The 20,144-nt window shown below is 41.3% G+C and carries 22 protein-coding genes; 8 read left to right on the top strand and 14 right to left on the bottom strand.

The features are described 5' to 3' along the window. Window positions 1-116: 116 nt before the first annotated feature. From V6Z54_RS01305 to ggt, 10 genes are all read right to left on the bottom strand, one after another. The gene (locus V6Z54_RS01305) at window positions 117-1,148 is read right to left on the bottom strand and encodes an alcohol dehydrogenase catalytic domain-containing protein (RefSeq protein ID WP_338527618.1); all 1,032 of its coding nucleotides are present in this window, start codon (window positions 1,146-1,148) and stop codon (window positions 117-119) included. Beyond that, window positions 1,145-1,591 (bottom strand): hypothetical protein, encoded by a 447-nt coding sequence (locus V6Z54_RS01310; RefSeq protein ID WP_041085086.1) that lies wholly within the window; start codon window positions 1,589-1,591, stop codon window positions 1,145-1,147. The genes V6Z54_RS01305 and V6Z54_RS01310 overlap by 4 nt, the downstream gene beginning before the upstream one ends. Before the next feature lie 61 nt (window positions 1,592-1,652). Then, window positions 1,653-1,931, bottom strand: coding sequence for a PTS sugar transporter subunit IIB (locus tag V6Z54_RS01315; protein ID WP_003212259.1), 279 nt, complete (start codon window positions 1,929-1,931; stop codon window positions 1,653-1,655). A 19-nt stretch (window positions 1,932-1,950) separates the two neighbouring features. Then, a complete protein-coding gene (locus tag V6Z54_RS01320) occupies window positions 1,951-3,324 on the bottom strand; it encodes a PTS transporter subunit IIC (RefSeq protein ID WP_025093457.1) in 1,374 nt (457 codons plus the stop codon). Between the two features lie 53 nt (window positions 3,325-3,377). Further along, complete coding sequence (locus V6Z54_RS01325) at window positions 3,378-3,845, bottom strand: PTS sugar transporter subunit IIA (protein WP_041085087.1); 468 nt, start codon at window positions 3,843-3,845, stop codon at window positions 3,378-3,380. 240 nt (window positions 3,846-4,085) lie between these two features. Further along, window positions 4,086-4,817 carry a sulfate ABC transporter ATP-binding protein gene (cysA, locus tag V6Z54_RS01330; RefSeq protein ID WP_052468195.1) on the bottom strand — a complete coding sequence of 244 codons (732 nt, stop codon included), beginning with the start codon at window positions 4,815-4,817 and terminating at the stop codon, window positions 4,086-4,088. 15 nt (window positions 4,818-4,832) lie between these two features. Next, on the bottom strand, window positions 4,833-5,702 hold the full coding sequence (cysW, locus tag V6Z54_RS01335) for a sulfate ABC transporter permease subunit CysW (RefSeq protein WP_041085088.1): 870 nt from the start codon (window positions 5,700-5,702) through the stop codon (window positions 4,833-4,835). Window positions 5,703-5,707: 5 nt separating this feature from the next. After that, window positions 5,708-6,553, bottom strand: coding sequence for a sulfate ABC transporter permease subunit CysT (gene cysT / locus V6Z54_RS01340; protein WP_039177942.1), 846 nt, complete (start codon window positions 6,551-6,553; stop codon window positions 5,708-5,710). Window positions 6,554-6,564: 11 nt separating this feature from the next. Continuing rightward, window positions 6,565-7,602, bottom strand: a complete 1,038-nt coding sequence (locus V6Z54_RS01345) for a sulfate ABC transporter substrate-binding protein (RefSeq protein WP_305960387.1) — start codon at window positions 7,600-7,602, stop codon at window positions 6,565-6,567. A 260-nt stretch (window positions 7,603-7,862) separates the two neighbouring features. Further along, window positions 7,863-9,614: a gamma-glutamyltransferase gene (gene ggt / locus V6Z54_RS01350; RefSeq protein ID WP_041085090.1), complete on the bottom strand. Its 1,752-nt coding sequence runs from the start codon at window positions 9,612-9,614 to the stop codon at window positions 7,863-7,865. 227 nt (window positions 9,615-9,841) lie between these two features. On the opposite strand from ggt, the gene V6Z54_RS01355 reads away from it, so the two are divergent. The 5 genes from V6Z54_RS01355 to V6Z54_RS01375 all read left to right on the top strand — a co-directional run bounded on the left by V6Z54_RS01355 (window position 9,842) and on the right by V6Z54_RS01375 (window position 13,200). Next, the gene (locus V6Z54_RS01355; protein ID WP_269103749.1) at window positions 9,842-10,300 is read left to right on the top strand and encodes an ASCH domain-containing protein; all 459 of its coding nucleotides are present in this window, start codon (window positions 9,842-9,844) and stop codon (window positions 10,298-10,300) included. A gap of 206 nt (window positions 10,301-10,506) precedes the next feature. After that, on the top strand, window positions 10,507-11,124 hold the full coding sequence (locus tag V6Z54_RS01360; protein WP_024426775.1) for a DUF47 domain-containing protein: 618 nt from the start codon (window positions 10,507-10,509) through the stop codon (window positions 11,122-11,124). A gap of 15 nt (window positions 11,125-11,139) precedes the next feature. After that, the gene (locus tag V6Z54_RS01365) at window positions 11,140-12,138 is read left to right on the top strand and encodes an inorganic phosphate transporter (protein WP_017359158.1); all 999 of its coding nucleotides are present in this window, start codon (window positions 11,140-11,142) and stop codon (window positions 12,136-12,138) included. Window positions 12,139-12,284: 146 nt separating this feature from the next. After that, complete coding sequence (locus tag V6Z54_RS01370; protein ID WP_039177934.1) at window positions 12,285-13,055, top strand: type II toxin-antitoxin system SpoIISA family toxin; 771 nt, start codon at window positions 12,285-12,287, stop codon at window positions 13,053-13,055. Beyond that, window positions 13,024-13,200 carry a type II toxin-antitoxin system SpoIISB family antitoxin gene (locus V6Z54_RS01375; protein ID WP_078061713.1) on the top strand — a complete coding sequence of 59 codons (177 nt, stop codon included), beginning with the start codon at window positions 13,024-13,026 and terminating at the stop codon, window positions 13,198-13,200. Before V6Z54_RS01370 ends, V6Z54_RS01375 begins: the two co-directional genes overlap by 32 nt. A gap of 218 nt (window positions 13,201-13,418) precedes the next feature. Here V6Z54_RS01375 and V6Z54_RS01380 read toward each other — a convergent pair whose 3' ends face one another. Then, window positions 13,419-14,318 (bottom strand): N-acetylmuramoyl-L-alanine amidase, encoded by a 900-nt coding sequence (locus tag V6Z54_RS01380; protein WP_338527619.1) that lies wholly within the window; start codon window positions 14,316-14,318, stop codon window positions 13,419-13,421. Between the two features lie 309 nt (window positions 14,319-14,627). Here V6Z54_RS01380 and V6Z54_RS01385 point away from each other — a divergent pair, with 309 nt between their 5' ends. Further along, on the top strand, window positions 14,628-15,176 hold the full coding sequence (locus V6Z54_RS01385; protein ID WP_024424963.1) for an ImmA/IrrE family metallo-endopeptidase: 549 nt from the start codon (window positions 14,628-14,630) through the stop codon (window positions 15,174-15,176). A gap of 26 nt (window positions 15,177-15,202) precedes the next feature. Here the strand turns inward: V6Z54_RS01385 and V6Z54_RS01390 are convergent, their stop codons facing one another. Continuing rightward, window positions 15,203-15,826: a poly-gamma-glutamate hydrolase family protein gene (locus tag V6Z54_RS01390; RefSeq protein WP_041085094.1), complete on the bottom strand. Its 624-nt coding sequence runs from the start codon at window positions 15,824-15,826 to the stop codon at window positions 15,203-15,205. Between the two features lie 242 nt (window positions 15,827-16,068). On the opposite strand from V6Z54_RS01390, the gene V6Z54_RS01395 reads away from it, so the two are divergent. Further along, window positions 16,069-16,440 carry a DUF5412 domain-containing protein gene (locus V6Z54_RS01395; RefSeq protein WP_039177928.1) on the top strand — a complete coding sequence of 124 codons (372 nt, stop codon included), beginning with the start codon at window positions 16,069-16,071 and terminating at the stop codon, window positions 16,438-16,440. A 36-nt stretch (window positions 16,441-16,476) separates the two neighbouring features. Here V6Z54_RS01395 and V6Z54_RS01400 read toward each other — a convergent pair whose 3' ends face one another. Next, complete coding sequence (locus V6Z54_RS01400) at window positions 16,477-17,301, bottom strand: methyl-accepting chemotaxis protein (protein WP_269103755.1); 825 nt, start codon at window positions 17,299-17,301, stop codon at window positions 16,477-16,479. A 218-nt stretch (window positions 17,302-17,519) separates the two neighbouring features. Between V6Z54_RS01400 and V6Z54_RS01405 the strand changes: the two genes are divergently transcribed. Further along, window positions 17,520-18,992 carry an FAD-dependent monooxygenase gene (locus V6Z54_RS01405; protein ID WP_338527620.1) on the top strand — a complete coding sequence of 491 codons (1,473 nt, stop codon included), beginning with the start codon at window positions 17,520-17,522 and terminating at the stop codon, window positions 18,990-18,992. A 35-nt stretch (window positions 18,993-19,027) separates the two neighbouring features. On the opposite strand, the gene hag is transcribed toward V6Z54_RS01405, so the two are convergent. After that, the gene (hag, locus tag V6Z54_RS01410; RefSeq protein ID WP_034623420.1) at window positions 19,028-19,927 is read right to left on the bottom strand and encodes a flagellin Hag; all 900 of its coding nucleotides are present in this window, start codon (window positions 19,925-19,927) and stop codon (window positions 19,028-19,030) included. Between the last annotated feature and the right edge of the window lie 217 nt (window positions 19,928-20,144).

The raw sequence follows: 20,144 nt of genomic DNA on the forward strand, positions 1-20,144 counted from the left end.
CAGCGAAGTCAAGCATTTCTCTCTCATTTTTAAGCGTTTTCATCTTTTGTCAGAAAAAAAGAGAAAGGCAAAGCCCTTTTCCAAAGAACTTCTCTTTCTCTTTTAATCTCATACACTCATTCATCTGGATACATCATGATTTTGACACTCTCACCCTCAGGATGCCTTGCGCATTCTATCGCCTGAAGCAGCTGGCTTAACGGATAACGGTGCGTCACCATCTTTTCAGTGTTGACCACTTTTGCTTTCAGAAGCTCAAGAGCTTCACGATAATGATATGGATGCGATGAATAGGCACCTACTACCTTCACTTCATCATTGAAAAATCGTTCAGCAGGAATGGCCACATCTCCCTTTGGAAAATGAGCAAATACCAAAATTGTCCCGCCTCGCGCTACAGCCTGAAACGCCTCTTTTAAAAGCGCACTGCTCCCAACAGAAATAATAACGAGGTCTGCTCCCTTACCATCTGTTTCTTTCATCACCCGGTTTTCCACTGGCTCAGCGGCTGGATGAAAAGCGGCATCTGCACCTAAACTTCTCGCTTGCAGCAGCCTGTTCTCATTCACATCTGTTATCATCACTTTTCCAGCTAAATAATATTTGGCAAGCTGCAATTGAATACAGCCAATTTGCCCCGCTCCAAGGATCAAGACGGAATCTCCTGGATGAACAGGTGCTCGTTCAAACCCGTGCAGGCAGCAGGCAACCGGTTCTACCATCGCCCCTTGCTCATACGATACGTCTTTTGGAAGCTTGCCCATCGTGTGCTTGACATGCAAAGTAGGTATACGGATATATTCTGAAAACCCACCTGGCTCTACATTTGTGGCTGTAAACTGCGGACACATCGTATAAAACCCCTTTTGACAAAAGTCACAGGTGAAACAAGGCACATGATGCGCCACATATACCCTGTCCCCCGTCTGGACATGTGTCACGCGTGTGCCGGTCTCGACAATATCACCAGCGATTTCATGTCCCAGCACCGTTCCAGGAGGGACTGTCTCATGCGTTGCTTTATAAATATCTGTTCCGCATAAGCCGCAGGCTCGGAGCTTTAACAGAACTTCATCATCACCGATGGCTGGCCGGTCCCGCTCCTCATACCGAATGTCCTCTGAAGAATAAAAGACAGCTGATTTCATGTAGCTGCATCCTCCTTTTCATCACCCTTCGCAAAATCCTGTAACGTTTGCACAAGCTGTTTGTACTCACTCATCTCACTTGATATCCAGTAACGCCCTCCGAATATCCGGGCTGGGCCCACCCTGACATAGACTTTCCCGATATGAGGATATGGCTTTAAAAAAAGCTTTCCTTTAATATCAGACACAGCATATGTGTGCCATCTGCCAAAAGCCCCTATCTTCAGTTGATCTTCACTAATGACGACATTTGTCGGCTGGTTCAGTCCTGTGATACTAGACAGCATGAGAATCGGCAGTGTATAAACGCCCAGCACAGCTAACGGCTCAGGTCCTGCTGACCATAACGTATAAAGAGACCAGAGAAAAAACAGACAGATGAGCACAGCCGGAAGAAAAATAGACAACACTGCAGACGTTCGGCTATAAGCATGATGCTGCATGAGACTTCCTCCTTTCAAATCACTAGAAGGAGCCGCGAAAGCTCCTCCAGAAAATAGCCCTCTACTTGATATGATCAATGATTTTCTCGATATCATCTTCAATACCAAATCCAGTTAAAAAGGATAATGTTTGAATCACAGGTGTCCCTTTCGTATCACTTACTGGCGTTGTTGTCACAATTAAATCGGCGCCCTCTGCTTTTTGCGGGACTTCAGATGCCTTACATTGTTCCACCACGACATCATATCCTTTTTCCTTTAATGTCTCTTCTACCTTTTTAGCCACAACCGTTGATGTTGCAACTGCCGTTCCGCATGATACTAATATTTTCTTCGCCATTAGAATCCCTCCAGCTCATTTATTGTTCTTTCTGATCTAAACCCATTTCTTTTGCATACTGCTTTTTAATATCATTTCGCACCCAGTACCATAGAAGCGCATAAGCCAGAGCACAGATAATCGCTGCAATAAAGTAAGGGTTGCTCGGATCAAGAAGTCTCACCATGATCCAAGGAATGACGTGAGAACCAAGGTCAATACCTGAAATCATGTTTGCCCCTTCTGGGAAATCAAAGCCGACGGCTTTCCCCATGGTTGTTGCAAGTGGTGCAAGGTTCGTTGCGATAAAGAAGACAATCATTAATGTAAAAATACTGTTAATAAGGCCGCGAATAATATTTCCACGAGCGGCTGCTACTGCCCAGACAACTGTAAATGGCAAAACCGATAAGTCAGCAAACGGAAGCATGCCATTGTAAGGCAGAACAACAGCGAGCAAAATCGTAATCGGCACCATTAAAAGGGCTACCGCCATATTCGCTGGATGACCAATAACAATCGCTGTATCTAAACCAATATAGACATTTTTCCCTGGGAAACGCTTTTGAATATAAGAACGAGCGCCCTCAGAGATTGGAATGAGTCCTTCCATTAATAACGCAACCATTCTTGGCATTAAGACAAGAACTGCTGCCATTTGAATTCCGAGTGTCATCACGCCTTTTGCATCATAGCCGCCGAGAAGACCAATAATGATACCAAGTATGAGACCCATCACAAGCGGTTCACCAAAGATACCAAAGCGTTTCTTTAATGTTTCTGGATCAGCATGAATTTTGTTTAAACCAGGAATTTTATCAATGACGCGGTTGGACGCATACATCAGCGGTGCGAAGTTGACCGTTTCAGCATGAGCCATCGATACGCCTTTTAAACCAAAATGGTGTTCGATTGTCGGCGCTGTCCAATCGGCTAATTTAAGCGTGATTGCAGAAACAATCAAGCCAACAGCAAGAGCCAGGAACATATTATGATAAGCGTAGTAAGTAACAGAGGCTGCGAAAATTAAATGCCAGAAGTTCCAAATATCCACATTCAGTGTTTTCGTGAAGTTTACGGACAATAAAATCACATTTAACAAAAGCACAAGAGGAATCATGAGCGGGGCAACAGGTGTACCAAAGGATATGGCAGCGCCAATCGGCCATCCAACATCCAAAATGTCGAGCTTTAGTCCAAGGGAATTAACCATAGCTTTCGCTGCTGGCCCAAGACCGCTCACGAGCAAATTAATGACAAGATTGACACCGACAAATCCAATTCCGATCGTAATACCGGCCCTGAAGGATTTCTTAAAGCCCTGTCTTAAAATCATACCGAAAAGCGTCATAATAATCGGGAGCATAATAGTTGGTCCAAGGTCTAATATAAAATCGACAGCTTGCTTGATCATACATCCACCTCCTGAATTTTTCAGATAAAGCGCTTACATTATTTCATGAATGATTATTGGTTTAGCTCTTGTTGAAGCAAGTGAGCCGCTTCTTCATAAGAGGTCATGTGAGACAGCTTTGTCATCACTTCTTCTTTTCTAAAAAGTGTCATCAGCTTCTCGAGCATCACAAGCTGTTTGCTAGGCTCAGAGATTGCTAGGACAAACACAATTTTGGCTTGCACTGTTTCATCGGGGCTCCCCATCTTATGAAACACGACAGGTTCCTTTAATGTAGCAACACTAATCGCCGGTTTGTTCACATGCTCAGGATCTGTATGCGGAATCGCTACCCCAAAGGCTGCAAGTGGAAGGCCTGTAGGATATGTTTTTTCTCTTTCAAGCACTGCTGGTAAAAAGCTCGATTTAATGTACCCTCCAGCTTCTAGCTGCTCTGCTAAATATGTGGTCACCTCCTCTTTCGAAGAAGCTTCGAACTGCAGCGTAATCAGTTGTTCATTTAACTCAAACAAGTTATTCAAACAACCACTCCTTTCATTTGGTATAAATATGAACACATGTAACAAAAAGAAAGAACATTTTAGAAAAGAACCTTTTATAAAGCGCTTACAATTATGCGTTCTGAAAAATGTTCAATGTTGTTACCTTTGTAAAGATATTATAATATTCGAAATTATAAGTCAATGTTCCTAGGGAAATTTTTATAAAAAAAAGACGCAGTGATCACTGCGTCTTTCTCTACTCGCCTTCTATACTTCTTGTTAAATGTGGCTTCCTATATCTAAAAATTCAGATACAAATAGATTGTCTGTCTGTACTGCCATTTCTTCCTTTGTGCCAATTTTTTCGATTCTTCCTTCATTCATCACCACGACACGATCAGCAATATCGAATGCTTCTTCTTGATCATGTGTCACAAAAATAGTGGTCATTTGAAAGTCACGATGAACTTTTTTCAGCCAATGCCTTAATTCTTTCCTTACCTTTGTATCAAGAGCGCCAAAGGGTTCATCTAAGAGGAGTGCCTTCGGCTGAACGGCAAGTGCTCGTGCCAGTGCTACACGCTGCTTTTGTCCGCCTGACAGCTGCTCTGGATAACGCTGCTCATACTGCGTGAGCTGAACAACCTCTAAAAGCTCATGTACCCGCTCTTTGATGTCTTTTTTAGGCAGTCTTTCTCCTCTAGGTTTAATTTTCAGCCCATATGCCACATTATCAAAAACCGTCATATTTCGAAAAAGTGCATATTGCTGAAATACAAAACCGATCTGTCGTTTTCGTACTGGAATGTGTGTGTAATCCTGATCTCCAAATAAAATCTGTCCGTTATTGGCATAATCAAGACCTGCAATAATTCTTAATAAAGTCGTCTTCCCAGAGCCAGATGGTCCTAGTAAAGAGATCAATTCACCATTTCTTATCGATAAATCCACGTTTTGCAAAACCTTTGTCTGACCAAATTGTTTTGATATTTGTTTTGCTGTAATCCCCAAGGCCGATCCCTCCATTTATGTTGACCGCTTACCAAGCCGGTGATCCCTCTGCTGAATGATTTGTTTAATCATTAAAGTAATGACTGCCACAAATGCCATAAGAGACGCCACAGCAAAAGCGGCTTGAAATTGGTACTCATTGTATAAAATTTCGATATGAAGCGGCATCGTATTGGTCATCCCTCGAATATGACCTGATACAACCGACACAGCGCCAAATTCACCAATCGCTCTTGCCCCGGCTAAAATAACGCCGTAAAAAAGAGCCCATTTGATATTTGGGAGTGTCACAAGGAAAAAAGTCTTCCATCCGTTTGCACCAAGTGTGAGTGATGCTTCCTCCTCATGAATACCTTCATGCTGCATAAACGGAATTAATTCTCTAGCAATAAACGGAAATGTAACGAATATGGTTGCTAAAATCATGCCTGGTACAGAATAAATGACTTTCCATCCATTCTCCATAAGCCAAGGTCCTAAAAGCCCGTTTGAACCAAATAAAAGCACAAATACAAGTCCAGCAATCACAGGCGAAACGGCAAACGGGAGGTCAATTACAGTCGTCAACAAACGTTTGCCGCGGAAGTTAAATTTTGTGATAAGCCATGCAGCACTAACCCCGAAGATCATTTGAAGCGGCAAGGTAACGACGACAATGAAAACGGTCAATTTGATCGCCGCTAGTGTATCTGGATGTGAGATGGCCAGAAGGTATGAACTCCACCCTTTCTCAAATGCCTTTGAGAACACGGCGATCAGCGGTATGAGTAAAAATAAAATCAAAAAAGCGTACACCACCGTAATCAATAGGATTTTTACCGTTTTAGATTCGGTTACAGGACTTTTATACTGAACATGGCTCCGATGACTAAGCTCTCTCTCCAATGGTTTCACCTCACGTATACTTGTTTTTTCCGTTCAACATACCACTGAATGCCGTGAATCAATAACAGGATGAAAAACGAAAGAAGCAGCATCAAGCACGCAATCGCTGCTGCTCCATGATAATCATACTGTTCAAGCTTGGACATGATCATCAGCGGTGTAATTTCTGTTTTAAACGGAATATTTCCAGCAATAAACACAACAGAGCCATATTCACCTAGCGCTCTTGCAAACGCAAGTGAAAATCCAGTCATCACCGCAGGAAACAAGGCTGGCAGCAGCACGTGAAAAAAGGTCTGTCTCCTTGTCGCACCAAGAATCGCCGCAGCCTCTTCCACTTCCTGCTGCAGCCCTTCTATCACAGGCTGAACGGTTCGGATAACGAATGGAATGCCGATAAAAATAAGTGCCAAAATAATCCCAATCGGTGTGTATGCCACCTTTAAATGCAGAAATTGACCAATCCACCCATTTGGAGAATAAAGGGTGGTGAGGGCGATACCCGCAACAGCCGTTGGGAGCGCAAAAGGCAAATCAATGAGAGCATCTAAAATTTTCTTTCCGGGAAATGTGTACCTGGCGAGAACCCAGGCAATCAGTACACCAAACCCTGCATTGATGAGAGCAGCTGCAAAGGAAGTCGTCACGGTCAGCTGGAGCGACTTCAATACTCGTGCATCGGTAAACACCTTCCAAATCCCCTCTGCTCCTAATGAAGCCGTCCAAATAAATACCATGGATAAAGGAATGACGACAATCGCACTCACATAAACGAGCGTCACCCCAAGGCTCAGCCCAAATCCAGGCAATATACGTTTTCTTTTATTGGCGGCTGCATGTGTTTTCTTCATCACATCGCCCCCTATTTTTGTCCGCTGTATATTTGATCAAATAAGCCGCCATCATCAAAAAATCTTTTCTGCGCCTTTCTCCACCCGCCAAATGCTTGATCAATCGTCACCATATCAATCTTTTTAAACTGGTCTTTATATTTGTTTAAGACTTCTTGATTTCTAGGACGATAATAGTTTTTCGACGCAATTTCCTGCCCTTTTTTAGAATATAAATAATCTAAATAAGCCTTTGCCACTTTCTCTGTTCCTTTACGTTTCACATTTTGATCGACGACCGCAACAGACGGCTCTGCTAGAATACTAATCGATGGGGTGACAATCTCAAATTTGTCTTTGCCTAGTTCGTGCTGCGTTAAATAGGCTTCATTTTCCCATGCAATTAACACATCCCCAAGACCGCGTTCAACAAAGGTCGTTGTGGCCCCGCGTGCACCTGAATCAAGGACTTCGACATGTTCATATAGCTTTTTGACAAAATCCTTTGTTTTGTCTTCATTCCCATGAAATGTTTTATCGGCATAGGCCCATGCAGCTAAGTAATTCCATCTCGCACCGCCGGACGTTTTCGGATTTGGTGTAATGATGGACACACCTGGTTTAATCAAGTCGTCCCAGTCTTTAATATTTTTGGGGTTCCCTTTCTTCACAAGAAACACAATGGTGGATGTATACGGAGTTGACTGATTTGGAAATTCTTTTTGCCAATCTTTCGAAAGCAGTCCGCGATCTGCAATCGCATCAATGTCATACCCTAAAGCCAGCGTTGCCACATCTGCCTCGAGTCCATCAATAATCGATCTTCCCTGCTTTCCTGATCCACCGTGAGACTGCTTGATCGTGACATCCTCCCCTGTTTTGTCTTTCCAATACGTCTGAAAGGCTTGATTGTATTCCTGATACAATTCACGTGTAGGATCATACGAAACATTTAACAGCTCAACCTTCCCCTTTTGCTTTGAGGCTTCGTTTGCGTTTGAGCATGCAGCACTCGTCACTGCCAAGACCACTACGATGGTTATAACCGAGATCCATTTCCACTTTTTCACGTTATCCCGCTCCCCTGTTATCAAATAATAGTGACACCAACCTTGCCGTTTCATACGCAAAAAAGACCCTTAGCCACCTGAAATACATTACAGTCCTGTACTTCAAATTGCCAAGAGCCTTCGGTTGTCCGATCAGCTATGTATGATTGATGTTAGTCTATATATTATTCAAACTATTCACAGGTGTCAACTCTGTTTTTTATTTAAACAAAAAAAGAAACGCCATCTTGCAGAGGCGCTTCTTTTCCCGGGAAATGGTTTTAATCGGCAGATAGCTTTAAATTGACACCAACAGCGGTTCCATTTCTCGAGGAGTCAGCTACTCCAGTAAATGTCCCTGCTTTTCGATCAATGAGTAAGGCTTGCACATTTCCTATATCAATAGGTGAACTGCCAAAACGGTGACCCATGTCATTTAGCTTCGTTCTCACATCAAGGGGAACTCCTACTTCGTAACGGTAAGAAGTTAGACTGTTTGTATATATCCGCGGCTCTTCCACCGCATCCTGAAGCTCCATGTCGTATTCAAGCAAGTTCAGGATCGTTTGTGAAACAGAAGCAATAATAGTCGTTCCTCCAGGTGAGCCAACAGTCATGACCGGTTCGTTATCTTTGAATATAATAGTCGGGGTCATACTGGATAATGGACGTTTATTCGGCTGGACTTCATTTGCTCCGCCTGGTCTTGCGTCAAAATCTGTTAGTTCATTGTTTAAGAAAAAGCCATATTCCGGAACAAGAATCCCTGTACCAAATAACTGTTCAATGGTTGTTGTGAATGACACGACATTTCCCCACTGATCGGCAACAGTAAAATGAGTGGTCTCCCCAATGGTTTTATCTTCTGGCTGCGGGACAATCGGGGATGGATTTTTTTCATCCTCATAAGCCCATGGATCTCCTTCTTTCGGGTTTTTGTTCATTTGATCTAATTGAATGAGAGAAGCTCTTTTTGAAATGTAATCATCGTCTAGTAGTCCTTTTAGTGGAACATCTACGAATTCGGGGTCGCCTGCATATGCAGCACGGTCAGCATAGGAGAGATGCATTGTTTCAGCAAGCAGCTGATATTTTTCGAATGATTTGGGGTCATATTGTGATAGATTGAAGTGATCTAGTATTTTGAGTATTTGCAGCATAAACACACCGCCTGAGCTTGGTGGAGGCATACTTGCAAGCTGGTATCCTTTATAGTCCCCCCAGATAGGCTTGTCAGTCTTGACCTCATAACGACCAATGTCATCAGTTGTCATCGTTCCGCCAAAATCTTGGACTGTATTTGCAAGTGCCTTTGCTACTTTTCCTTCATAAAATGCTTTGCTTCCTTTTTTCGCAATGAGCTTAAATGTTTTGGCAAGACCTGGCTGTACAAGCAGATCGCCTTCTTTAAGCGGCTGATCATCTGGAAGAAAGATTGGAGCTGCAGCCGTTTTTTTCAGCTTTCCTTGATGATCTTCAATGGCTTGTGCCAGGACAGAATCGATTTCAAATCCATCCTCTGCAAGCTGAATGGAAGGCTCAATCAATTCCTTCATCGAACGGGTCCCCCACTTATCCAATGCTGCCTCGAGACCTTTTACTGTCCCTGGAACACCAACCGCATTACCGTGTGTAGACCGCTCAGCAAATGGGATGACTTTTCCCTCGTCCGTTAAAAACATGTCAGGTGTTGCGCCCTGTGGTGCTCGTTCTCTACTATTGATGATGGAGGTTTCTTTTGTCTTTCCATCATAAACCATCATAAAACCACCGCCGCCAATTCCAGACATCATTGGCTCTGTCACATTCAGTGCGTACTGGATGGCAACAGCAGCATCCACTGCGTTTCCACCTTTCTTCAATACATCAGCACCTACTTCTGATGCCAGCGGGTGAGCAGTAGCCACCATGCCATCTTTACCAACAGCTACTTTACTCCCATGAGATTCGTTCGCATTGACTTGGCTGACAGGCAGAAAAAACGAGAAAACAAACAGACATATGGACAAAACAGTTAGAGAAATGCGTTTCATGAACAACACCCCTTCCATATTCTTACTTTGACCTTACCGACTTCTTGACCAGAATACAATAGATTATTCTAAAATTTCAAAAATTTTCATCCTATCATCCTACATTTCCCAAATCAAACATTGTTTTTCAAAACATATGACGCACTCAATAATTAGGAATAAAGACACAGAATTTCCAACGACTCAGCTTCAAGGTATAATAAACACATCAAAGAGGGGGAAAAACATTGAACAACAAAAGCAGATTATTTTGGGAAAACTATTGGAAAGAGAAATCAGAACAAGCACCTGCTGACGCATTTGTATCGGCGTGGGCATTCGGATCAGATCCTGATCATTTGCTTGATCTTGTAAAGCAAGGAAAAAAAACAGCCACTTGTTCTGGACACCTGTTTTATGAAAAGGAACAGGAGCCGCTTCCAAAAGCCGGACAATATGCAGTCATTTTAGACAGCCAGGAAGAGCCAAAAGCCATCATTGAAATTACACATGTAGATGTCATGCCAATGAATGAAGTCCCCGTATCATTTGCACAAGCAGAAGGTGAGGGCGATTTATCTTATGACTATTGGTACAGAGAACATAAAGAATTTTTCACAGAAGCACTCCAATCATACGGTTTAGATTTTAAAGAGGATATGCTTCTTGTTTGTGAACGGTTTAAGCTGATTCATTCGGCTTCTTAGGCTATAAGCGGTGCCAAAAATGGCCCGCTTTTTTCGTTGCTTTTCCCCTTTTAGAAAAAGGTGTGTTGAGATCACATCTTTAGGTCAGAATAAGATCAAATAGAAAAAGTGAAGAAATTTTCGACTACACCTGTTTTTTTTCGACAAAAGAATATATAATTATTTGATGTGTGCATTGTCTCATTTATACAATGGAGGGTTTTTACATGTTAAAAAGGAAAAAAGACAAGTTTTCCGTCTTGTTAACGGAAATTGCTAAAAATTTAGATGAAACTGCTGAGTATTTTGTTAGCTATAAAGTAACAAATCAAACCACTCTGAAAGAATTTTCTGACACATTGAAGGAATATGAGACAAAAGGTGATAATCATGTTCATACCATGATTAAAGAGCTGAACAAAGCCTTTATTACACCGATTGAACGTGAAGACATTCTTCAATTGACGAATAGCCTCGATGATGTTTTAGATGGAATTGAGCATTTTTCCGCAACATTAGAAATTTACTCAATTACAAGCTCTGACGAACATATCGACAAATTCAGCCACTACATCAGAGAGTGTGCGAAAGAAATTTTAATCACAATTGATTTACTAGCTGAAAATCGCTTGAAAGATATTCATCCGCACGCAATCAAGATTAAAGAGATTGAACATAATTGTGACAATCTTCATCGTAAATCATTAAAGAACTTGTTTGGAAAAGAAACAGATCCAATTAAGGTGATTCAATACAAAGAAATTTACGAAACACTTGAAGAAATCGCTGATTCCTGTCAAAGTGTTGCCAACAATCTAGAAACAATCATTATGAAGAATGCGTAACGGGGTTAGTTAAACATGGACACATTACTCATCCTTACCATACTTATTGTCATTTGTGCACTTGCTTTTGATTTCATTAACGGGTTCCACGATACAGCAAATGCCATTGCGACTTCAGTTTCAACGAAGGCATTAAAGCCAAGACATGCGATTATCATGGCAGCGTTCATGAACTTCTTAGGAGCAATGACATTTACAGGTGTGGCAAAATCCATTACAAAAGATATCGCAGATCCATTTACACTTCAAAACGGCTCTGTTGTGATCTTAGCTGCTTTAATTGCGGCCATCACATGGAACTTGCTTACTTGGTATTACGGGATTCCGAGTAGTTCTTCACATGCATTAATCGGATCAATTGCAGGAGCGGTTATTGCCTCTGCTGGTTTTGGCGCTTTAAACTATTCGGGATTCATTAAAATCATTCAAGCACTTTTGCTTTCACCTATCCTAGCTTTCGTATTGGGATATATCGTGTATACCATTATCAAAATTATATTTAGAAACAACAATCTCGCAAAAACAAATAAACAATTCCGACGTGTTCAAATTTTAACGGCTGCACTGCAATCGTATACCCATGGAACAAACGATGCGCAAAAAGCGATGGGAATTATTACGATGGCTTTAATTGCAGGTAATTTGCATACAACAGATGACATTCCTTTCTGGGTACAATTCTCTTGTGCACTTGCAATGGGACTCGGTACTTCTATTGGCGGCTGGAAGATTATCAAAACAGTCGGCGGTAAAATTATGAAAATTCGTCCAGTAAACGGAGTATCTGCCGACTTAACGGGTGCAGCTATTATCTTCGGTGCGACGTTTATTCACTTACCTGTTAGTACGACTCACGTGATCTCATCTTCTATTCTAGGTGTAGGTTCTGCACACAGAGTCAAAGGGGTAAACTGGGGTACGGCAAAACGTATGCTTGTCACTTGGGTGATTACATTACCGATTTCAGGAACTCTAGGAGCTCTTATATACTTTGTGTTAAATGCGATTCTTTAATTTCAAAGACCTGTCTGACAGGTCTTTTTTTATTTGTCTGCACACTTAAATATCCTTTCCTCGCAGGACATTTTTTCATGAAGCAGGGTTTCCAATCATATCCATAGAAATAAACAAGTATTCATCTGTCTATGGGAGAGAAGAACATGCTATTATTTTTTCAATTGACTGTTTGGTTATTGCTAGGTGCTCTTGCTGTGTATGTATTTGCGGTATGGCGCTTTGAACAAAAAGTAAAAGAAAAGATGTTTGCCATTCGTAAAACGTGGTATTGGATTTATGTAGCGGGTGCTGTCGTGTACTGGACAAATGACCCTTCTTCTATCTTCACGGATTGGATGCACTACTTGATCATTGCCGTTTTTTTCGCATTAACCGATGCTTTCATCTTTCTTAGCTCCTATATTAAGAAACTCGGAAATCATGAGCTGGAAACCGACACCCATCAACTCCTTGAACAAAATAACGATCTGCTTCATTCTTACCTCAATAAACTAAAAACGTACCAATACCTATTGAAAAATGAACCCATCCATGTATATTATGGAAGTGTAGAGGCATATATAGAGGGAATTGAGCGGCTCATTTATTCTTTTGCCGACAAGATGAATATTCAAGCGGTGCTTTGTCCATACGATACGCAGGAACAAAAAGATGACCTGCTTCGGACACTTGACCAGCGGGCTCTCATTCAGGCGAAGCTTGACAGGCAGGAAGTATATTACGATGATTTCGGTCATTTGGTGCTCATCCCATTTTCTGTAGCAGATGCTCATTTTGTCATTAAACTCACCTCCGATGAGATTGTCACGGAGTTCGACTATTTATTAATGACATCACTTACAACAATTTATGACCTAATCTTGCCTGACGAAGAGGAAGGTGATGAAGATGGACCACGCACTTCAAGGGGATAACAACAATCGCAAGAAAAACCCTTTTAAGATTTTAAAGAAAAAACGCCATATCAGTATGGCCGATTATAAGGTAAGCCCCCATACTGAGCGAATTTTTAAAAAGAATGAACAGCTTCTGGATGAGTATAAAAACAAAAAGGCTTGATAACACTAAAGGACGCGGAATGAGATCCGCGTCCTGATTCCATTTTTACATAGACTTGCATACAATACACCATACGCTGCAACAATTGAGGTGCCAAAATGAAAAAGAAAATCAAACAACTGAGATATGTTCAGTTTGCCGAATATCAGCCTTCCCCATATACTCGGCGATTAATTGAAAAAAGTGAAACAGCCATCCAATCATACAAACAGAAACACTCACTGATTTAAAAGTTTAAGCAGCTTCTCCTTCGTTTTAGGACCATATACCCCATCACTTATCAGCCCGTTCACCAGCTGAAAGCGTGCCACAGCATTCGCCGTTTTTTCCCCGTAAACACCATCGATGCCTTTATCTGCAGCCGTTTTATCAGGATAAAAATAAACAGCAGCAAGCGCTTTTTGGACGAGGCGTACGTGCTCTCCCTTCGTTAGAGGCGAAGTCACCTTTAAAATCCCATCAGGCAGCTCATACATCATTTTTCCATCATTTCGATAAATTTTGAGAACCTGTCCAATTTGAATTTTGTTCGGGTCGCTAATGTTATTCCACTTCTGAAGATCTTGAACTGTGACGTCATGAGCTTTGGCAATACTCGTTAACGTATCCCCGCTTTTGACAACATACGTGATGACCGTCTCAGGCTCTCCTGCCGTTTCAACTCCTTTTTTAAATTCATCCCATGTAGCGAGAAGCAGACGCGGACATGTTTTTCCAGACCAGTGCTGATGTGTGACCACATTAGCTAGTGGAATGTTATGTTCTTTCAGCAGCTTTTGGATGAGCCATTGCGCATGTTTAACCGCTTGCTGGAAATTCCCATCTTCATTTTCACAAATTTCAATACCGATCGACTTTCGGTTTCCATTTCCATGTCCGTCCCCTGCATGCCAGCCATTTTCATTTAACGGCAGATGCTGAAAGATTTCATGATCATCCACTGTAAAGTGCCAGCTTTCCGCTGTCGTTGGGCGTTTCACATATGCCGCATGACTTTTCGCATCTGCTCCCTTTGACGTGTTTGCTGTGTTATGCACCGTCACATACATCGGTGTCATGGCGTATCCTGGGCGGTTTCCGTTTCCAACTGGAATAAAATCTTGATAAATTTCTACCATGTTCTGCACTCCCTTTTGCTAGATTGAATTGATCTTTCTCATCAATTGGTGGCGTTCGTAAGACAACATGAGTTTGTTTTAGTGATAAGACTATGGTAAAATTTGAATTCAATCACTCATTTTAGTAGTGGAAAACGTAAAAATGAAGAAAAAAACAGGAATTAATTCCATTTTTCCTTGATTTTATGTTAAAATTGTTAAAAATAAGCCGATATTAAAAGTAAGCAATAGCTTCATTAGCTATTTAGTCCTATATGGACTTTTCTTTTACACCAAAAACAGAACATACGTTTGCTTGGAGGTTTTTAAATGACTGGTTTTTTAACCCATTTAGAAGAAGAGATTAAGCGGTTATATGCCAAATTACAAATAAGCGGTCCTGCTTATAGAGACATGCAAAGGATCGCTTCTGAATTTCATGTATGGGTCCACTATGAGGATACTGGCAGCATGATGATCAAACATCAAGGTCTTTACAGTATTATATTAAACAGATCTCTATCGTCAGAGGAACAATGGCAGGATTTTGCCCACGAGCTTTGTCATGTGCTGAAGCATGCAGGCAATCATTTCAAGATGCACAAACTCTTTCGAGAACTGCAAGAGTTTCAGGCTAAACAATTCATGTATCACTTTTGTGTACCGACCTTTATGCTGATGCAAATGAAGCTTCCAAACCTTCGGCAGCAAGCCATTTTGCACATTGCGCAAACATTTCACGTCACCTGGGCTTTTGCTGAAAAACGGCTGGCCTTATTCGAACAGCGGAAAGCAGGCATTCGCTTTCAACAAGAGTTTACATCTTATTTAATGAAAGCTGAAAAGGTCGCGGAAAAAGAAGCTGTTTATCAAACGTAAGCCTCTTTGCATAGGGGAACAGACGTTTATTCATACAGGTTTAATACTTGCTTGAGTACATTTGTGTACCGATAAAATTGCTCATTTTGCGTTTCACGGCGATAGCGCCGTCTGAAATCTTGAAAGAATGCTCTTCTTTGCGCCTGACTGATTTCAAGTTGTACACTTTTTCCCGTCAGACATTGATTATTAATATTGTGAGGATGTGTTCCAGAATAACGATCAGATTCAGATAGCAGCACTGCCTGGAAGCCATTAAGCGTTAAACGTTTCACTGTTTCCGCCGCTCTTTCTCTGTCTGTCCCGCCCACTAATGTTTGAAGCATCTCCGTTTCACCGTAGCCATGGAGCGCAAACGTGTAATGATGGGTATGCACTAGAGAAAGGCAGACCGGCTCATCGAAACGTGTGCTTGTAATGTGAAGCACATGATTGCCTTTCACTTTAAGGCCTTCAAATAAATACATAGAATGATCACTTGCGATTTCATGAATGAGCTCACTTACGCCAGATTCAATTCCCCCGGCATGAGGGGACAAAACCAAAAGCTGGTCACCTTTCCGCTCGTGAAGAATTTGATAGTCGATTCCTTCTCTTTCATGAGCGGAAAGCTCTTCATAACTTTGATATGTATCAATGATTTGCGTCATTCCATCTTCCCCATTTCTCTATATGAGCATAAGTCTACTGATCTTAAATTCTTTTGTAAAGGGATTTCGAATGACCTATCGAGATGAAACATCCTTAAAATTTCCTTATCTTTACGGCTATCTGTTGAATTTTGAGAAAAAATGACCGATAATTGAAATGAATAGAACTTTTGGACTATATGAATCTTTTTTCATTCTCTCTCATAAATTAGAAATATTGTGATCTACATCTGGAGGAATTCATGTTAAAAAAGAAAACCACCATCACCCTTGTCATCTTATTCCTTAGCTTCGCTGGCATCATTTACTGGAAATGCTTTTCTCTTCAAGGCGTATCTCACGGAACCTTTATCCGCTCGATGACATCACCTGACGGAACATATATCATCAACACCTATCGACATAGCGGAGGGAAACTAAAGGAGAACGCAGTTAGAGCAGAAATTGAAAACAAACTCACCCACCGAAAGAAAACGATTTACTGGAAATACCCTGATAAAGACCCTCTCATCAAATGGAAAAATGGACAGCTTGTTCAAATTGGGCATGAATTTTTAAATGTGGTAAAGGGAGAAACATACGATTATCGCTTTGATCGGAATAAAAGAAAATAGCGTATTAAAAAAACGAATCCCTCTTGGATTCGTTTTTTACGTTGACATCACATGCTGCATAAATTCTTTCATTTCTTTACTTACGATTGTCAGTCGTTCCACAATTTCACTAAACTCTGTTACAAGTAAAGCCTGTTCTGATGATGAACCTTTCATATGGTCCATACTCTCAAGTAATGTATGTATATTAGAGGAAATCCCTTGCAGTGAGCTTTCAATGTTTTCTGTTGCACGTGAAGTTTCACTTGAAAGTTTTTGAACCTCACTGGCTACAACACTAAAACCAGCCCCCTCTTTTCCTGCCCTGGCTGCTTCGATTGACGCATTCAATCCCAGCAAACTCGTTTGTTTCGAAATGCCTTTAATCATTTTTGTAATATCAGATGTTTTTTTCGAGCTTTCAAGTGTTTGCTGCGTTTGTAAGGTCATTTCCTCACTTGTTGCAGAAAGCTCTTCTGAATGCGCCGCCACGACATGCACCTTTTCTTGAATACTTTGAATGATGTCACTTAATGACTCCATGTACGCTTCAAGCTCTAACTGATTTTTGAGTGGAAAACCTAAAGCTAATGCACCAATTACTTGTTGATTTTCATCTATAATAGGCATGCACATTGAATTTAATGGCGTTCCATACACCGATTCAGGCAAAGATATATTTGATGTCTCACCTCTCAGCGCCTTTTTCAGATTTAGATCATCTGGTTTAATGAGTTCGCCAGCCCGAATTTGAAAATCAAGATCTTTCGATGGCAAATAAAGCAAAAATTTCTCTCGATCAGTGACGCCCAGCGTCACTTCATTTTTTAAAATCTGCATGATATAAGGTGCTGCTGTTACAATGCTCTGTAGTATATCCAATTTCTCTACCCCCTTATTAAGTTTATCGGTCGTTCTACTTAAATTAGTAGTTGTTTTTTAAAAAAATATCATAATCATTGAAGAGATTCTTCATATTTACTAGTAAAAAGTAGTACATTTCCTTTCTATATTCAAACATAATTTTGCTATAATTAATGAATCAACATATGATGAAATGGTCATTTAACCATTTTGTGTATTCATTGGAGGCGCATGTTGTGACACAACCCATGAAATATGAGCGGGCAATCGTCATTGGCGGAGGTATCACCGGAATGCTCGCTGCAAAAGTTTTATTAACGTTTTATCATCAAGTATTGATTATTGAAAAGGATGAACTGCCAGACTCTCCTGAGAATCGTCTCGGCACTCCTCAAGCCTTTCACCCACATAGAATGCTGCCGCTTGGCAAGCAAATCGTTGAACGTCTATTTCCTGGTTATACAAAAGAGTTACTGGCAATGGGCGGATTTAATACCATGCATCAAACCTCTCGATTTATTACAAAAGATGGCGAATTAACGCTCACTGATAGAGAAGAAACCGCCGTCACAAGACGCGCAATGCTAGAGTGGGTATTGATGCAAAGAATGGTAACAGAGGAACGTGTGCAGTTTTTAGAAAAACATGAAGCCATCTCCCTTCAGTTTAAAGAGGGAACTAATCAAGTCATGGGGCTTATCGTGAAGGACCGGCAAGTAAAACCTGGCAGCATTCATGAAATGAAAGCAGACTTAGTGATTGATACGTCTGGAAGAATGTCTAAGTTGCCAAAATGGTTGAAAGACGCTGGATTAACCTTGCCACAGACTGATGAGTTAAGTGTGTTTCTAGGCTACAGCACAAGATATTATCAAATATCATCAGGTGCGCCACCCCTGCAATCAATGGTTGTAGTTGGCCAGCCAGACAAGCAAATCCCAACAGGACTGTTTGAACGGGTAGATCATGATTTAGTAGCTGTGCTTCTTTCTGCAGCTGGCGGTTCACATTATCCAACAACGGATGCAGATCAATTTGATTCAGAAACCGCTGCACTGACCCATCCAGCGATAGCAGAAGCCATCACCCATTTAACGCCCTTTACAAAACCAAAAGGATTTAGAGTTCCTTCTTGCGTGAGACATCACTATGAACACATGCAGGATTGGCCAAGTGGATTATTGGTGATGGGCGATGCCTTGTGTACGTTAGATCCCATTCATGGACAGGGCATGACAAAGGCTGCCCTCGAAGCACAAACACTTCACCGTATGCTCAAACAAGCACAAAAAAATGAGCGGCTGTCTTTTGAAAAGGACACATTACAACAAATGCAGCATGCGATTGATCTTGGCTGGTGGCTTTGTGCAATTGCTGATATGGCGTGGGACGGTGTCGAGTTAAAAGGGGAAACACCCATCCCCCATTTGACGTTCGTACAGGAATTTTTAAATCGCTACGTACAATACGCCATTGTCACAAAACAGCCCAAACGACTTGAAGCGTATCACCGGATGCATTCTTTCTTAACAGAACCGAGAGAAATCATCAACTTAGAACAGCTGAACGACATGATTCAAGCTGACACCTCAGGAGAAACCGCTGAATGGTGGAAGCAATGGGATCAAAAGAACGATGAAGGCAACCGAGCTTTTTTCCATGAAGCGGTTCCTGATTTTCGTCTAGAGCACTTGCTGTCATTTGATTGAAACAAAAAAAAGCCCCTTTAAAGGGGGCTTTTTCATTAACGTAATAATTGAAGTACGTTTTGCGGCTGTTGGTTTGCTTGCGCTAACATTGCTTGAGATGCTTGAGAAAGAATGTTGTTCTTTGTGAACTCACTCATTTCTTTCGCCATGTCAACGTCACGAATACGAGACTCAGCAGCTGTTAAGTTTTCAGCAGAAGCACCAAGGTTATTGATTGTGTGCTCTAGACGGTTTTGGACTGCACCAAGTTTAGAACGCTGATCTGAAACTTGTTTGATGGCTCCATCAATAATTGCTAATTGGTCGTTAAATCCACCTTCTTCATCTGCTGCAATTTCGGCGAAATCAGTTACTTTAATAGTAGAAACTGTTTTATCCTCAACTCCAAGTTTATCAGCAGACATTGCTTCAATATGAACTGATAATTGCTGCGCACCGTTAGCTCCAATTTGGAAAGTTAATTTCTTCGCTTCTCCACCTTCTGGCTCAGCAGCAAAAGTACCGTCAAGAAGTTTCTTTCCATTGAATTCAGTACGGTCAGAAATACCGTTCTTATCTGTACCGTTACCAATTTCTTGAACTAGCGCGTCAATTTCTTCTTGAATCGCACCTAAATCTGTATCATCCTGAGTACCTGTGTTTCCAGCTTGAACCACTAGTTCTCGAACACGTTGAAGGATTGAGTGAGTTTCAGTCAATGCTCCCTCAGCGGTTTGAATAAGAGAAATACCGTCTTGTGCATTTTTCGTCGCCATTTCTAATCCGCGGATTTGTCCACGCATTTTTTCAGAGATTGCTAGACCTGCTGCGTCATCTCCTGCACGGTTGATTTTAAGACCAGAAGAAAGCTTTTCCATGTTCTTTTGCCCTGCTCCATTGTTTGCAGACAAACGGTTCAGTGTGTTAAGTGCTGCGATATTGTGGTTAATTCTCATGTTAAATGACCTCCGTGTGTTTGAACCAATTGGACGTCCTTATCCAAAAGTTCTAAATTAAAATTTTTTTGTAAGCCTTACAATCCATTTATCGAACTTTAATGGAATTTGTTTAACAAAAAAGGAATAAATAAGGATTAAGTCTCATTCAATATGATCGTTTCGCTAGAGTATGTCAAATTTAAAGGTCATTTTTCATGATTTATCAGAGGGAGTT

Origin of the sequence: Bacillus sp. MAG717A, assembly GCF_036884855.1 — a bacterium.
Lineage (GTDB): Bacteria > Bacillota > Bacilli > Bacillales > Bacillaceae > Bacillus > Bacillus safensis.

Excerpts from the sequence above, each read along its gene's own strand:
- V6Z54_RS01305 (WP_338527618.1), bottom strand. The coding sequence starts at position 1,148 with ATGAAATCAGCTGTCTTTTATTCTTCAGAGGACATTCGGTATGAGGAG.
- V6Z54_RS01310 (WP_041085086.1), bottom strand. The coding sequence starts at position 1,591 with ATGCAGCATCATGCTTATAGCCGAACGTCTGCAGTGTTGTCTATTTTT.
- V6Z54_RS01315 (WP_003212259.1), bottom strand. The coding sequence starts at position 1,931 with ATGGCGAAGAAAATATTAGTATCATGCGGAACGGCAGTTGCAACATCA.
- V6Z54_RS01320 (WP_025093457.1), bottom strand. The coding sequence starts at position 3,324 with ATGATCAAGCAAGCTGTCGATTTTATATTAGACCTTGGACCAACTATT.
- cysT (WP_039177942.1), bottom strand. The coding sequence starts at position 6,553 with ATGAAGAAAACACATGCAGCCGCCAATAAAAGAAAACGTATATTGCCT.
- ggt (WP_041085090.1), bottom strand. The coding sequence starts at position 9,614 with ATGAAACGCATTTCTCTAACTGTTTTGTCCATATGTCTGTTTGTTTTC.
- V6Z54_RS01360 (WP_024426775.1), top strand. The coding sequence starts at position 10,507 with ATGTTAAAAAGGAAAAAAGACAAGTTTTCCGTCTTGTTAACGGAAATT.
- V6Z54_RS01365 (WP_017359158.1), top strand. The coding sequence starts at position 11,140 with ATGGACACATTACTCATCCTTACCATACTTATTGTCATTTGTGCACTT.
- V6Z54_RS01370 (WP_039177934.1), top strand. The coding sequence starts at position 12,285 with ATGCTATTATTTTTTCAATTGACTGTTTGGTTATTGCTAGGTGCTCTT.
- V6Z54_RS01375 (WP_078061713.1), top strand. The coding sequence starts at position 13,024 with ATGAAGATGGACCACGCACTTCAAGGGGATAACAACAATCGCAAGAAA.
- V6Z54_RS01380 (WP_338527619.1), bottom strand. The coding sequence starts at position 14,318 with ATGGTAGAAATTTATCAAGATTTTATTCCAGTTGGAAACGGAAACCGC.
- V6Z54_RS01385 (WP_024424963.1), top strand. The coding sequence starts at position 14,628 with ATGACTGGTTTTTTAACCCATTTAGAAGAAGAGATTAAGCGGTTATAT.
- V6Z54_RS01390 (WP_041085094.1), bottom strand. The coding sequence starts at position 15,826 with ATGACGCAAATCATTGATACATATCAAAGTTATGAAGAGCTTTCCGCT.
- V6Z54_RS01395 (WP_039177928.1), top strand. The coding sequence starts at position 16,069 with ATGTTAAAAAAGAAAACCACCATCACCCTTGTCATCTTATTCCTTAGC.
- hag (WP_034623420.1), bottom strand. The coding sequence starts at position 19,927 with ATGAGAATTAACCACAATATCGCAGCACTTAACACACTGAACCGTTTG.